13 protein-coding genes are annotated in these 14000 nt (G+C 36.2%); 9 read left to right on the top strand and 4 right to left on the bottom strand.

All coding sequences use genetic code 11. The features are described from left to right. Window position 1: 1 nt before the first annotated feature. Complete coding sequence (locus tag J4771_RS05730) at window positions 2–385, top strand: c-type cytochrome (RefSeq protein WP_224137363.1); 384 nt, start codon at window positions 2–4, stop codon at window positions 383–385. Window positions 386–520: 135 nt separating this feature from the next. Here J4771_RS05730 and J4771_RS05725 read toward each other — a convergent pair whose 3' ends face one another. Next, window positions 521–1528, bottom strand: coding sequence for a T9SS type A sorting domain-containing protein (locus tag J4771_RS05725; protein WP_224137359.1), 1008 nt, complete (start codon window positions 1526–1528; stop codon window positions 521–523). Between the two features lie 267 nt (window positions 1529–1795). On the opposite strand from J4771_RS05725, the gene dnaK reads away from it, so the two are divergent. After that, window positions 1796–3694, top strand: a complete 1899-nt coding sequence (dnaK, locus tag J4771_RS05720) for a molecular chaperone DnaK (RefSeq protein ID WP_224137356.1) — start codon at window positions 1796–1798, stop codon at window positions 3692–3694. Between the two features lie 386 nt (window positions 3695–4080). On the opposite strand, the gene J4771_RS05715 is transcribed toward dnaK, so the two are convergent. Further along, window positions 4081–4485 (bottom strand): LLM class flavin-dependent oxidoreductase, encoded by a 405-nt coding sequence (locus J4771_RS05715; RefSeq protein ID WP_224137353.1) that lies wholly within the window; start codon window positions 4483–4485, stop codon window positions 4081–4083. 240 nt (window positions 4486–4725) lie between these two features. Here J4771_RS05715 and J4771_RS05710 point away from each other — a divergent pair, with 240 nt between their 5' ends. From J4771_RS05710 to pafA, 6 genes are all read left to right on the top strand, one after another. Continuing rightward, window positions 4726–5742, top strand: a complete 1017-nt coding sequence (locus J4771_RS05710; RefSeq protein WP_224137349.1) for a nucleoid-associated protein — start codon at window positions 4726–4728, stop codon at window positions 5740–5742. An 88-nt stretch (window positions 5743–5830) separates the two neighbouring features. Then, window positions 5831–8023 (top strand): ATP-binding protein, encoded by a 2193-nt coding sequence (locus tag J4771_RS05705; protein WP_224137346.1) that lies wholly within the window; start codon window positions 5831–5833, stop codon window positions 8021–8023. A 93-nt stretch (window positions 8024–8116) separates the two neighbouring features. Next, a complete protein-coding gene (locus tag J4771_RS05700; RefSeq protein WP_224137342.1) occupies window positions 8117–8668 on the top strand; it encodes a biliverdin-producing heme oxygenase in 552 nt (183 codons plus the stop codon). Between the two features lie 96 nt (window positions 8669–8764). Then, window positions 8765–9691 (top strand): malate dehydrogenase, encoded by a 927-nt coding sequence (locus J4771_RS05695; protein ID WP_224137337.1) that lies wholly within the window; start codon window positions 8765–8767, stop codon window positions 9689–9691. A 112-nt stretch (window positions 9692–9803) separates the two neighbouring features. After that, complete coding sequence (locus J4771_RS05690) at window positions 9804–11075, top strand: TlpA family protein disulfide reductase (protein ID WP_224137335.1); 1272 nt, start codon at window positions 9804–9806, stop codon at window positions 11073–11075. Between the two features lie 49 nt (window positions 11076–11124). After that, the gene (pafA, locus tag J4771_RS05685) at window positions 11125–12768 is read left to right on the top strand and encodes an alkaline phosphatase PafA (protein ID WP_224137332.1); all 1644 of its coding nucleotides are present in this window, start codon (window positions 11125–11127) and stop codon (window positions 12766–12768) included. Window positions 12769–12882: 114 nt separating this feature from the next. Here the strand turns inward: pafA and J4771_RS05680 are convergent, their stop codons facing one another. Continuing rightward, window positions 12883–13416, bottom strand: coding sequence for a DUF4136 domain-containing protein (locus tag J4771_RS05680; protein ID WP_224137329.1), 534 nt, complete (start codon window positions 13414–13416; stop codon window positions 12883–12885). Beyond that, on the bottom strand, window positions 13413–13601 hold the full coding sequence (locus J4771_RS05675; RefSeq protein ID WP_224137324.1) for a DUF5522 domain-containing protein: 189 nt from the start codon (window positions 13599–13601) through the stop codon (window positions 13413–13415). The genes J4771_RS05680 and J4771_RS05675 overlap by 4 nt, the downstream gene beginning before the upstream one ends. A 38-nt stretch (window positions 13602–13639) precedes the next feature. Here J4771_RS05675 and J4771_RS05670 point away from each other — a divergent pair, with 38 nt between their 5' ends. Beyond that, window positions 13640–13972 (top strand): hypothetical protein, encoded by a 333-nt coding sequence (locus tag J4771_RS05670; RefSeq protein WP_224137306.1) that lies wholly within the window; start codon window positions 13640–13642, stop codon window positions 13970–13972. Window positions 13973–14000: the final 28 nt, after the last annotated feature.

Genomic DNA, 14000 nt, shown 5'->3' with positions numbered 1-14000 from the left:
GATGAGAAAATTTCTAATTCTAGGCGTTTTAGCTGTTACATTTTCCTGTAGCAAAAAAGTGGAATCCAACGCAGAAAGCAACGTAATGCTTGAAGAACCTGCAGTGGTAGCAGTAGATTCAGCAGCAGCTGGAAAACATGAAGGTTTAGCCCTCATAGAGGGTGCAGATTGCTTGACTTGCCATAAAGTAGACGCTAAAGTTGTGGGTCCTTCATATCAAGAAGTTGCGGACAAATATACCGATGCAGACATCGATATGCTTGCCACAAAAATAATCGAAGGCGGTAAAGGAAATTGGGGCGAAATCCCAATGACTCCACATGCAGGAATGAGCAAAGAAACTGCAAAAAAGATGGTGGAATATATTCTGACTTTGAAGAAATAAGAACTTTATATACTTAAACTAAGCACTTCATTATTTTAAATGAAGTGCTTTTTCTTGACACCTATACAATAACCCCAAATAAAAAAAGAAGTTGTCCTCAGTGAAGACAACCCCTTTTCCTTTTTAAACTTAAATTTATCTCTTAATCAATTTTGCTGTTTTTACATTTTGACCATCATTTATTTTAAGAAGATAAATACCCGCAGAAAGTTTTCTAATGTCATAAGATTCACTATAGTTAAATGACTGTATTAGTTTTCCTGCGGCATCGTAAACGAAAACAATGGTGCTTGCCTTTTTGCTTTCAGGGGGTAAGTTCAGTTTAAAATAATCTTTCGCTGGATTAGGATAAAGCACAACTCTATTGTCGTATTGCAAGTTTTCATTAGTTCCTAAAACAGTATAATTGATAATAAAAGGCATATCCATTGTGTAATCTGGTGCCGATGATGGATTTCCAGCATCTATGAGTGGAGTCCAAGTTGAAGTTGCACTTTGGTATTGAACTGCATTGAAAGTAGCTAATCCTCTCGTTCCCGGCAAAGTTACCGGAGGAGCAAAGTTTCCTGTCGCACCTGCGTCCAATTGAAATTTCAACCAGTATGTTCCCGCAGCAAGAGTTTTTGAAGCGGTTCCTATCACTTTCCAAATTCTTCTCGTCGTTCCCACTGGATTACCTGGAGCAGGTACACTGGAATTGAAAATTCGATACATCATACCATCACTACTTGATGCAAATCGATTGGTGGTATCGTCCCCAAAAACACTAACCGCTCCTGCAGCCGAAGGATTAGAAGAAAAAATGTTTAGAGTAACCCCCGTAAAAGGGCTTGTTGTGCCGGAATAACCTGTTTGATATCCGAAAAGTTCAATGGAGCTTATTGTCCAACTTTGTCCTGCAGGAATAATAAAATCGTCCGCACAGAAATTGGAATTTGTTCCAACTTTTTGGCAGCCTACACCTGCAGTAGTATTAGATTCGGTACTGTTACCTGTATTGTTTTGTACTTCAGACCATGTGTAACCAGCGGGTGCGGCTGTACCATTGTTAGAAGTTGCGCCCGTGCTTAAGCCACCGTTGTTGTATTGTGCAAATGTGATGATTGGCAATAAAGCCATTAAAGAAAATAGTTTTGTTTTCATAGATAGGATTTTTTAAAATTAATGTAAAAATAATATAAATTTTTTAATATTTTATTGTATTGTATATTGATTTTGTATATTAATTTATAATTAATTATTGATAATATAAATAAAAACGAGGATGTTTTGATTTACAAAATATGAATAGTTTGATTTACTAATTCTAAAAATCAAAAAGAATGTCATTTTGTCACAAAAATTTCCTTGGTATAAAATTGGAGAAAGGATTAGCAAATCTTAAAATTAAAATTAAAAAATATAAATATTATGAGTAAAATAATTGGAATCGACTTAGGTACGACCAACTCTTGTGTTGCCGTAATGGAGGGTAAAGACCCTGTTGTAATTCCTAATGCGGAAGGTAAAAGAACAACGCCATCTGTTGTGGCATTCACGAAAGACGGAGAAAGATTGGTAGGAGATCCTGCAAAAAGACAGGCGGTAACCAATCCTCAAAATACGGTATATTCTATCAAAAGATTTATTGGAACGCACTTTAAAGACGATGCTTCTGAAATCGGAAGAGTAGCCTACAAAGTAGTTTCCGGACCGAACGATACGGTAAAAGTAAAAATTGACGACAGAGAATATACGCCGCAAGAAATTTCTGCAATGATTTTGCAAAAAATGAAAAAAACGGCAGAAGATTATCTTGGTCAGGAAGTAACAAGAGCGGTAATTACAGTTCCAGCTTACTTCAACGACAGCCAAAGACAAGCCACCAAAGAAGCCGGAGAAATCGCAGGTTTGAAAGTTGAAAGAATTATCAACGAACCAACGGCTGCAGCATTGGCTTATGGTTTGGATAAAGGACATAAAGACCAAAAAATCGCGGTGTACGATTTAGGTGGTGGAACTTTTGACATCTCAATCCTTGATTTGGGTGACGGTGTTTTCGAAGTTTTGTCTACAAATGGTGACACACATTTAGGAGGTGACGATTTTGACGATGTAATCATCAACTGGTTGGTTGACGAATTTAAAAATGAAGAAGGGGTAGATTTGAAAGCGGATCCAATCGCACTTCAGCGTTTGAAAGAAGCGGCTGAAAAAGCAAAAATTGAACTTTCTGCAACTACGCAAACAGAAATCAACCTTCCTTATATCACAGCGACTGCGACAGGTCCAAAACACTTGGTAAAAACATTGACGAGAGCGAAATTTGAGCAACTTTCCGAAGATTTGGTAAGACGTTCAATGGAGCCTTGTAAAAAAGCGTTATCTGATGCAGGTTTGCAAACTTCTGACATTGATGAGGTAATTTTAGTGGGTGGTTCTACAAGAATTCCAATCATCCAGGAACAGGTTGAAAAATTCTTCGGTAAAAAACCGTCAAAAGGCGTAAATCCTGACGAAGTTGTGGCTATTGGTGCCGCAATTCAGGGGGGAGTTTTAACCGGTGATGTGAAAGACGTTCTTTTATTAGACGTTACGCCACTTTCATTGGGTATTGAAACGATGGGTTCTGTTTTCACCAAATTAATTGAAGCGAACACGACTATTCCTACTAAAAAATCTGAGGTTTTCTCTACGGCAAGCGACAATCAGCCTGCAGTTTCCATTAGAGTTGGACAAGGAGAAAGACCAATGTTTAATGACAATAAAGAAATCGGAAGATTTGATTTGACCGACATTCCACCGGCTCCAAGAGGCGTTCCACAGATCGAGGTAACTTTCGATATCGACGCAAACGGTATTTTGAGCGTTTCCGCGAAAGATAAAGGAACAGGAAAAGAACAATCGATTAAAATTCAGGCAAGTTCAGGACTTTCTGACGCTGAAATTGAAAGAATGAAACGCGAAGCCGAAGAAAATGCTTCTGCCGATGCAAAAAGAAAAGAAGAAGTTGAACTCTTCAACAAAGCCGACGGTTTGATTTTCCAAACTGAAAAGCAATTGAAAGAATTTGGCGACAAACTTTCAGCTGACAAAAAAGCAGCCATCGAAACTGCCGTTGCAGAATTAAAAACCGCTTTCGAAGCAAAAGATGCCGATGCTACGAAAATCAAAACCGAAGCTTTAGACGCAGCTTGGATGGCCGCTTCAGAAGAACTTTACGCAGCAGGACAACAAGCGCAAGGTGCAGAACAAGCACAAGGAAATCCTACAGGAAACGCAGGAGCAGCAGAAGATGTTCAGGATGCGGATTTTGAAGAAGTGAAGTAATTCTGGATTGAATGACAGATTCTCATGAAGAATCAACAAATAATTGGAAGTCCCCACTTTGGTGGGGATTTTTTGTATTTTTAACGAAATAATTATCCATGGGGTTTTTGGCAATGAAGTATCCTAAATTCTGGAGGCCTTCAGGATTTCAGTGGAAAAGTTCAGAAATGTTCCTTTGGATGTAAGAATTGTAAGTTACGGAAATACAGATCCTAAAGTTGCCAATTTTATAGAATGTTATAATTGTTTTCAACTCAGTGCGAATCCTTTCGCCAACATTTCATACTCTTTCAGTTTTAAATCCTGTGCAAATTGGAATTGTACGGACTGTCAGTTCGTCAAACCGGTGCACTTGTTGTTTTTTTTGAGTTAATCAACCACCTCATTTATTTCTCCTCGGATGTGCCATTTTTTATTCTGCTCAATAAAGCCGTTCTCCATCCTGTAGGATTTGCGACCACATTCTGGTTGAAATAATCCTCACCGTTTTCATCGTTCATTAAATGTAAAGTTTCCGAGAATTTTTTATAAAGATCCTGAAAACGTGTGTCTTTGCCTTCAGATAAAGCCAAAATGGATTTTCCGTAGCCGCCCGGAGCGCGTCCTGCACCAAAATCAATTTTGCCCGGGGCGTAAGCGGATAAAGTTTTGAAAGTCTCCGCCATTTTGTACGGAGAATAATTCATCATCATTGTTCCGCCCGTTCCCAAACGAATTTTTCGGTTTGTGCAGTGAGCGTCGCGCATTTTTCCCAACGCTTTTTGTGGCGTTTTGTCCTTGTGAAATTGCACCTTGATCTGGTATGCAGAGTTTCATTTATCTATACGTTTATTGTATTTAAAAAAGGATTTTTTGATGCAATCAATTATTTTTTTGCTCTTTTAATCACATATTCTTCAAACCTTAAAAATTTTTGTGACTTTTTAGTTTTCCAGTATTTTTTAAGAAAGCAAATTTCAGGCAATTTTAAATGGCAATGAGTGGGTTGTTTCTAATTTAATCATTTATCTTTGCACTTCAAAAATCTAAAAATGCTCTCCAAAATAATCGTCCACAAAGTCGGAAACAAAATCAATCAGGAATCTTTAATTCTCTCACAAGAAGAGTTGAAACTGGAAGATGATATGAAAGTACTTCTGCAAGATTTTTTCCTGAAAAATTTCAAATCAGAAGAGCAGTTTCGTTTCTACAGCGATTCTTATTTGGTGAACAATCCCGTTTATTCCTCAGTTTCCGAAATTTTTGAAGACAAAAATAAATTCGTTTGGGAAAGCGAGAATTTGGCAAAACATCTTTACGAAATCACCGAAAATCCGCGTGTTCAAAGCGGTGAACTCTTCATCGTTTATTTTGAAGGGGAGGAAAACGCGGACGGAAATAAAATAGACTCTATTGGAATATTTAAAACAGAAAATAAAAATCCTTTCCTGAAAATTTTCCCTCAAAACGAAACCTTTGAAATTGAAAAAGATTATGGGATCGGACTTTCAAAACTGGATAAAGGTGCGTTGATTTATAATACGGGCAGAGAGACCGGTTATGCAGTCTCCGTGATTGACAACAACAAAAACGGCGACATCTATTATTGGTTCGAAGATTTTCTAAAAGTAAAACAACGCGACGACGAATATTTCCACACCCAAGAAACACTCGCAGTTTACAAAGATTTCATCACCAAACAATTGCCAACAGAATTCGAGGTTTCAAAAGCCGACCAAGCCGATTTCCTCAACAAATCCATCAACTTTTTCAAGGAAAAAGAAAAATTCGATTTCGAGGAATTTACCAACGAAGTTTTAGAAGACAAAAACGTCATCGAAAGTTTCAGCAACTTCAAATCCGATTACGAAAACGATATGCAGGTTTCAATTTCAGAGGATTTTGCGATTAATGAAGCGGCGGTGAAAAAGCAGAGCAGGGGTTTCAAAAGTGTCATCAAACTCGATAAAAATTTCCACATCTATGTTCACGGCGACCGAAAGATGATTGAGACAGGGCAGGACGAAAAGGGAAAATATTACCGACTTTATTTCGAGGAAGAAAAATAGCAGATTTTAAAAGATTAGCGGAATAATAATTTCTGTTGACCAGCAAATTATGTTAAATAAAAAGTTATCTTTGGTCGGTTAAAAAACTATGAAGGAATTTTTAGACTGTCACGAGGAAGAAATTCACATTCCGGGACACATTCAGAGCTATGGTTACCTGATTGGACTTGATGCCGAGACTAAGACCATAAAATTTTACAGCCAGAACATTGCAACGCTTTTTCAAATAGAAGGTGATATTTTTGGTGCGGAAATCGAAAGTTTACCTCAAAGTTTTTCACAAATTGCCGAATCTGAACTCTATCAGAACCTCGAAAAATTTACCCAGAAAGAAAATGATTATTTTGTTGATAAAATTATTGTCAACGGCATTCCGCATCATTTTTTAATCTATAAATTCAGTGGAAATATTTTCCTGGAATTTGAACGATTTATCGACAATAATTCCCAGAAAGTTTACCTTTCAAATAAATATGCCAATCCAAGCAGCCTTTTAAGTTCAGAAGAATTATGGAAAAATCTGGCGCGGTTGATTTACGATGTGGTGGGTTACGACAGAATTATGGTGTATCGTTTTTTGGAAGACGGCACCGGAAAAGTAATTGCAGAGCACATCAATCCCGGTCTGGAAAGCTACATGAATCTTCATTATCCGGAGAGCGATATTCCAAGACAAGCCAGAGCGCTTTATTTAAAAAAACGCGAACGTATTTTCAGCGATGTGTATTCTGAAATGGTCCCGATTTTTAGCAAAACCGACGAAAAAATTGATTTAACTTATTCTTCAGTTCGGGCAATGTCGCCAATTCATGGGCAATACTTGAAGAATACGGGTGTCGCTTCAAGTTTCAGCACTTCGATTATTATCGACAATCAACTTTGGGGTTTGGTAACGTGTCAAAATATTGAAGCCAAACATATCGATTTAGCCAACAGAATTCGGGCAGAAGTTTTTACCGCTTTGGCAGCAAACTCCTATATGTCATTCAAATCTCAACAGAAAATTGATGATATTAATGAGTTCAACAATAAAACCCGTTTTTTAAGGGAGCAGTTTCTAAAACATAACACTTTAAAAGATTCACTTTTTGAGAATATTGAAGTTTTAAAAAACATGGTGGAATCTGATGGTTTGGCGATTATCATGGGGGATGGGTTGAAGACTTTTGGAACGGTTCCGGCCGAAAATGCAATTCGCAAAATTGGTGAATGGATGCAAAGCCAACCGGAAAAAATGTTTTACAGTAATTCATTTTTGAAGGATTTTAAAGAGCAGTTTGATGTAGACCAAAATGCTGCAGGAGTTTTTATTGCCAATCTCGACAGTTTGAAAACACAAATGTTGATATGGTTCCGAAAAGAATACACCGAACACATCAATTGGGCAGGTTATGAAGAGAAAAAACCCGAAACCGTCAATCATTACGGTACAGAAAAAATCATGATTTCGCCAAGAAAATCTTTCGAGATATTTTCGGAAGACATCAACGGAAAATCTAAGCATTGGCAAAATAAAAACATCATCGCCGTAGAAAAGCTGATTCCCGTGATTTTGGAAACTTCGATAAATCTAAGCTCAAAAATCGTGGAACTGAATGACCAATTGAAAAAATTGAATGAAGAACTCGACAGTTTTTCACATACCATTTCTCACGATTTGGGAACGCCTTTAACCGTTATGAAGCTGAACGCACAGTTGCTCGAAAGAACCCAAAAAGAAAATCCAGACGTTCAGAAAAAAGTCAAGAAAATTATTGAAGAAATCAACAGCATGGAGGTGATGATGCGCAACGTTCTTGATTTAAGTCGTGCGAAAACCTCTGAAATCCATCTAGAAAACATGGAAACACTTTCGTTGATTGATAAAATTATGTACGATGCTAAATTCACTCTGCAAGCTGAAAGTACCGAAGTCATTAAAGGTGATTGTCCAAATGTTTTGGCCGATAAAACCATGTTGAAACAGGTTTTACAAAACGTAATCGGAAATGCGATAAAATATTCCTCCAAAAGTGAATCTCCGAAAGTGGAAATTCATGGTGAAGTTTCAGGCGAAAGCGTCATCTATAAAATCAAAGACAACGGAATCGGAATTGCGGATAAAAATAACGAAAAAATGTTCAAAATCTTCAGCCGAATGGAAAATGCGAAGTCATTCCAGGGAAATGGCGTAGGACTTTCAATCGTATATCGACTGATGAAAAGGCTTGGCGGAAATATCTCGTTTGAAAGCAAAGTGAACGAGGGAACTACATTTATCCTTACTTTTCAAAAACCTTGATTTATAGTAGCATTTATCAATAGGGACGGGCTTTAGCCCGTTTTTTAATATTAAAAATCCGAATCAGGCTTTAGCCGAAACTTACAAAACCATATGATTTCACAAACCTTAAAAGAAAAAACAAAATCCCTTCACGATAAGTTGGAACAGCAATTCCAATCCTCAAAAATCTTCGATAAAACGTATACTTTAGATAATTACCGAAAATTAATTCATTTCAATTACCTTTTCCTTTTGAATTTTGAAAGTGATGTTTTCAAAACACTTTCAAAAGAAACGGCGCAGAATTTACATTTAGAAAAAAGGAGAAAACTTCCTTTAATTGAAAAAGATTTGTCTTCTTTACATATAGAAAAATCCAAACCTGAAAATCTGCCAGAAATAGTAAATGAAGCCGAAGCATTCGGTTTTCTTTATGTGATGGAAGGTTCCACTTTGGGCGGAAATGTCATTGCAAAACAACTCGCAAAAAGTCCTGAATTTCAAAATATTTCTTTCCATTATTTTAATTGTTATGGTGAGGATACCGGAGTTTTATGGAAAAATTTCAAAGAGTCGCTTGATGAAAATGTTTCTGAACATCAATACGATGATGTTTTAAGGGGAGCCATGAGAGCTTTTGAATTTTTACTCGGATTATTTTGAGGAATATTTTATAATTCTAAATTGGCAGTAATTTCAATATTTCGTAAATTTGGAGTTCTAACAAAGACATTAAAAAAATATAAAAATAATAGTATTATGAAAGTTACCGTAGTTGGAGCAGGAGCAGTGGGCGCGAGTTGCGCTGAATACATCGCGATGAAAAATTTCGCTTCAGAAGTTGTTTTGGTTGATATCAAAGAAGGATTTGCCGAAGGTAAAGCAATGGATTTGATGCAGTGCGCTTCTTTGAATGGTTTTGATACCAAAATCACAGGAACAACAGGCGATTACAGCAAAACTGCAGGTTCAAAAGTCGCCGTAATTACTTCGGGAATTCCAAGAAAACCGGGAATGACAAGAGAAGAATTAATCGGAATCAACGCCGGAATTGTGAAAGAAGTAACGGCGAATTTGGTGAAACATTCTCCAGACGTCATCATCGTCGTAGTTTCTAATCCAATGGATACCATGGCTTATTTAGTTCACAAAACTTCGGGTCTTCCAAAAAATAAAATCATCGGAATGGGTGGTGCTTTAGATTCTGCACGTTTCAAATACAGATTGGCAGAAGCTTTAGAATGTCCAATTTCTGATGTGGACGGAATGGTAATTGCCGCTCACAGCGACACAGGAATGTTGCCATTGATGTCTAAAGCAACTAGAAACGGTGTTCCAGTTTCAGAATTTTTGAGCGAAGAAAAACAAAGCTACGTTATCGAAGAAACTAAAGTTGGTGGTGCGACTTTAACAAAATTATTAGGGACATCAGCTTGGTATGCTCCAGGTGCGGCTGTTTCTGTAATGGTTCAAGCAATTGCTTGCGATCAAAAGAAAATGATTCCTTGTTCATTGATGTTAGATGGTGAATACGGACAAAGCGATATTTGTCTTGGTGTTCCTGCAATCATCGGTAAAAACGGAGTTGAAAAAATTGTTGAAATATCTTTAACAGAAGCTGAAAAAGCAAAATTTGCAGAAGCTGCAAACGCTGTTAGAGAAGTTAACGGAGATTTAGGATTTTAAGATTTTTTCTAAACAAATACTGTAAGAAACGTACCATTTGGTACGTTTTTTTATTTGTTGCAAACAGCGTTTGAAAAACAAAAAGAATTAAATTTGCAAATAATTATTAAAAATGAAAAGATCTGTTTTTATTGCATTACTGTTTATAAGTCAATTGTTGTTTTCACAAAAAATTGGTTTTCAGGTTAAAATAAATCTGAAAGATGTAAATGAAGAAAAATTATACTTAAGTTACTATAACGGTTCATTGGGTAAAACTACAGCGGTCGACTCTGCTTTAGTCTCAGGAAAAAACGAGGTTGCATTTATTCAGCAGAAGAAAATTATTGGTGCGGTTTATCGGTTGAGTTTCAAAAAAAATGACAAACTTAATTTTGCAAATATTGATTTGGTAAACGGTTCAAACCTTGTCTTCAATCTTGATAATAGTGTTCTACGATCAATGACAACTTCAGACCCTTTGAATAAGGCATTATTGCTTTCCCAAAATGTCATTAACAGGGAACAAAGAGAAACAAACTTGAAGGCAATCGTCCAAAATTTTCCACTTTCAGCCGCAGCTTTATACGCAAAATTAGAACTGAAAGAATTGACCATCCCAACAGAAGAGTTACAACTAAAAAATTTCAGAAATCAATATTTTAAGGGGATAGATCTTAATGATAAACGTATTAAGTTACTTCCAAATATTTATTCATCGCTTTTCAATTATGTTAAAGTATTACCTATAACTAATGAAAACTATAAGTCAAACGTAGATATTTTACTGAAAGGTCAAACTTGTAAAAGCCCGAATTATTTGTACTACCTAAAATGGGTTTTCTTGAATTTGGATTATTTAAATAAATACAATCTGAATGAGACTTACAATTATGTTTTCAACAAATATCTTAATTCAGTTGATTGTATGAAAGCAGATGAAAAACTTTATCAAACGACCTTGGTTAAACTTAAACAGAATGAAAAATTACCATTGGGTTCTGTAATTTCGGATATTGCAATGACCGATTTTAGCGGGATAGATACGAACTTGAAATCAATCTATCCAAACCATGATTACACTTTGATTATTTTTTATGATCCTGATTGTGTACATTGCCAAGAGAAAATGCCTGAAATTCAGAAATTCCTAAAAGAAAATCAGTTTACAAAAGATGTTAAGATTTTAGCATTTCTAAACACAACAACTGATCTACAATGGAAAAAATTTGTCGAAGATCATAAGATGCAAGATTGGCAGAATGTTAAAAGCAAGAACAACAATGCAAAGTATCAAGAGGAATTAGGGGTTTTTTCTAACCCAAGTTATCTACTTTTGAACCGTAAAGGTGAGGTGGTCTTGAAGAGCTATAACACCGAAGAATTTAAGAAACTATTTCAATAATAGTTTTCTTAATTTTGTGAAAATTTATATAGAATAATATTTTAAAATTATGTTCAAAAAAGCGAGCCTTATTGCATTGGCTGTATTCTCCATAGGAATCAATGCGCAAAAAGCAAAAATTAACCAACCGAATCGTCCAAAATTAGTTGTAGGTCTAGTTGTCGATCAAATGAGATGGGATTATCTATATCGTTATTACAGCAAATATGGCAATGATGGCTTCAAAAGACTTTTGAACAAGGGTTTTTCCTTGAATAATGTTCATATCAATTATGTTCCTACAGTGACAGCTTTAGGACATACATCGATTTATACAGGTTCTGTTCCTGCAATTCATGGGATCGCTGGAAACGATTGGTATGACAAGGGCACAGGGAAAAATGTGTATTGTACAACCGATGAAACTGTAAAACCGGTTGGAACCCAGAATGTAAAAGTAGGAAGTCATTCACCAAAAAATTTGTGGTCCACAACAATTACAGATGAATTAAGATTGGCTACCAATTTTCAGGGAAAAGTTGTGGGTGTTTCTTTGAAAGACAGAGCCTCAATTCTTCCAGCAGGACATAATCCGACTGGAGCATATTGGTTTGATGACTCTTCAGGAAATTTTGTAACGAGTTCGTATTATATGAATGATCTTCCGCAATGGATGAAAAATTTCAACGCCCAAAATCTGCCTGAAAAATTAGTCGCAAATGGTTGGAATACTTTGCTTCCACTCAACCAATATACCGAAAGTTCACCAGATAATTCTCCGTGGGAAGGACTTTTAGGAAGTGCAAAAACACCAACTTTTCCATACAATAATTTAGCGGCTGATTATCAGGCCAAAAAAGATAACATCCGCTACACACCTTTTGGAAATACCTTGACTTTGAAAGTTGCTGAAGCTGCAATTGAAGGAGAAAGTTTGGGAAAAGACAATATTACCGATTTTCTTGCCATCAATATTGCTTCAACTGATTATGCAGGACACAAATTCGGACCCAATTCTATCGAGGTTCAAGATATTTATTTGAGATTAGACCAAGATTTGGCAGAATTTTTTAAATATTTAGATAAAAATATTGGCAAAAATGAATATACGGTTTTCCTTTCTGCGGATCACGGTGGAGCTCACGCCGTAGGTTTTATGCAGGAACACAAAATGGCGACAGGATTTTTTGGAGAAGGCGCAGAAAAAAGTTTGAACGAAAAATACAAACTCAAATATGGAGTTGAAAATCTGTTGACCTCAATTGATAATTATCAAATTTATTTGGATCAAAGCTTGGTTGAAAAAAACAAGCTAGACATGACCAATGTTGTTGATTATTTGGTCGATGAACTCAATAAAGACCAATCAGTTTTATTTGCAGTAAATCTTAAAAAATTAGGACAAGCTCCCATTCCTGAACCGATTAAAACTAGAATTATCAACGGTTACAATTGGCAGAGGAGCGGCGATATTCAATTAATTTCACATGATTCCATGCTTCCTCCTTATGCAAAGAAGGGAACGACTCACAGCGTTTGGAATTCGTATGATTCGCGTGTTCCATTGATTTTTATGGGATGGGGAATTAAAAATGGTGAAAGTAACAAAGAATACAATATGACCGATATTTCACCAACAATTGCATCACTTTTAAGAATTCAGTTTCCAAGCGGAAACATCGGGAATCCTATAGTAGAAGTGATCGGTAAATAATTTTTGAAGTAATGTTTTTCGGCGGCGGCGAAGCCGCCGCCGAAAAGAACTAAAGATTTTTTTAACAACAAAAAAACCGCCATCAAGCGGTTTTTCTGATATATAGAATTTGTGTTACTTCCCTTTCTGCGGTGGGTAATTGGCCATAATCTCGGCAACAATTTCAGGAATTTGTTTTTGTTTAGCTTTCGGGGAATCTACTGAAATTCCACTTCCGATTCCTTGCCAAACTAATTTTTGGGTTCTCGCATCGATTAAATCCAAAACCAATGCTCCTTCGTTATAATTTGAAGTCCAGGTTCTGTTCATCCCAACTCCCCAACCGAAAGGACCGCCCCATCCGTACATTCCGTAAGGTCTTGTCGATTGAACGTCTTGAATTTTTTTGTGGTTGGCTTTCACATTCACAATTAAATCAGGATTGTCGGAGACGCTTAAACCTTTTGACTGCAATTGTTTTGAAACCTCGTTCAGTACACGGTCTTTATCGATATCGTTCAGTTTTAAATCGTCAATTCTTAACTTATAAGTTTTGTACGTGTTGAAGTTTGCGGTTTCCGCATAGTCGGATCTCACCTGAAACGGACTGCAAGAAGTTGTAAGTCCCAAAGTTGCAGATGTGAAAAGCAAAAGAAAATATTTTTTCATTTTTTTAAGTTTGTTTTATTAATCTTAAGGAAAGTGTCTGTCTTTTTATCATAACCATAAGGACAGTGTTTGCAGCCGCTCTTACAGCAATAACCACGCTTTAAGTGGAATTTCTCCGTAAAAACTTTATAACCCTGTTCGTTATAATAAAAGTCTTCATGCTCTTTGATGATATTTGCGCTCATTGGTTAAAATAAATACCCAAAAATTTTATATTTGTCACATGATAATCGTGTGCCAAAATTTACTCAAAAATACAAAAATTAACGGCATTACTCTTTTTCCCTTTATTTTGCTGAAAAAACCGCAAGACAAGAACAACAAGATTCTCATTAATCATGAAAAAATTCACCTTCGGCAACAGCTAGAATTGTTGGTGATTTTCTTTTACCTGTGGTACGTCATCGAATATTATTATTGGTATTTTCGTTTGAAAGACAGTTTTCTTGCCTACAAATATATATCGTTCGAAAGAGAAGCTTATGCAATGGAAGACGACTTGAATTATTTGGAAACCCGCAAAATTTGGAGCTTTTGGAAATATTTAGCAAATTAATTACTTCATTTCCTTCGAAATTTAAATA

The organism is Candidatus Kaistella beijingensis (genome assembly GCF_020084865.1).
In the GTDB taxonomy this organism is placed as follows: domain Bacteria; phylum Bacteroidota; class Bacteroidia; order Flavobacteriales; family Weeksellaceae; genus Kaistella; species Kaistella beijingensis.
The sequence above is the reverse complement of the archived record's forward strand: the minus strand, read 5'-3'. Positions and strand labels throughout refer to the sequence as shown.

What these genes read in the sequence shown, in the direction of transcription:
- J4771_RS05675 (WP_224137324.1), bottom strand. Translation starts at nt 13,601, where the DNA reads ATGAGCGCAAATATCATCAAAGAGCATGAAGACTTTTATTATAACGAA.
- J4771_RS05695 (WP_224137337.1), top strand. Translation starts at nt 8,765, where the DNA reads ATGAAAGTTACCGTAGTTGGAGCAGGAGCAGTGGGCGCGAGTTGCGCT.
- J4771_RS05670 (WP_224137306.1), top strand. Translation starts at nt 13,640, where the DNA reads ATGATAATCGTGTGCCAAAATTTACTCAAAAATACAAAAATTAACGGC.
- J4771_RS05725 (WP_224137359.1), bottom strand. Translation starts at nt 1,528, where the DNA reads ATGAAAACAAAACTATTTTCTTTAATGGCTTTATTGCCAATCATCACA.
- J4771_RS05710 (WP_224137349.1), top strand. Translation starts at nt 4,726, where the DNA reads ATGCTCTCCAAAATAATCGTCCACAAAGTCGGAAACAAAATCAATCAG.
- pafA (WP_224137332.1), top strand. Translation starts at nt 11,125, where the DNA reads ATGTTCAAAAAAGCGAGCCTTATTGCATTGGCTGTATTCTCCATAGGA.
- J4771_RS05690 (WP_224137335.1), top strand. Translation starts at nt 9,804, where the DNA reads ATGAAAAGATCTGTTTTTATTGCATTACTGTTTATAAGTCAATTGTTG.
- J4771_RS05680 (WP_224137329.1), bottom strand. Translation starts at nt 13,416, where the DNA reads ATGAAAAAATATTTTCTTTTGCTTTTCACATCTGCAACTTTGGGACTT.
- dnaK (WP_224137356.1), top strand. Translation starts at nt 1,796, where the DNA reads ATGAGTAAAATAATTGGAATCGACTTAGGTACGACCAACTCTTGTGTT.
- J4771_RS05705 (WP_224137346.1), top strand. Translation starts at nt 5,831, where the DNA reads ATGAAGGAATTTTTAGACTGTCACGAGGAAGAAATTCACATTCCGGGA.
- J4771_RS05700 (WP_224137342.1), top strand. Translation starts at nt 8,117, where the DNA reads ATGATTTCACAAACCTTAAAAGAAAAAACAAAATCCCTTCACGATAAG.
- J4771_RS05730 (WP_224137363.1), top strand. Translation starts at nt 2, where the DNA reads ATGAGAAAATTTCTAATTCTAGGCGTTTTAGCTGTTACATTTTCCTGT.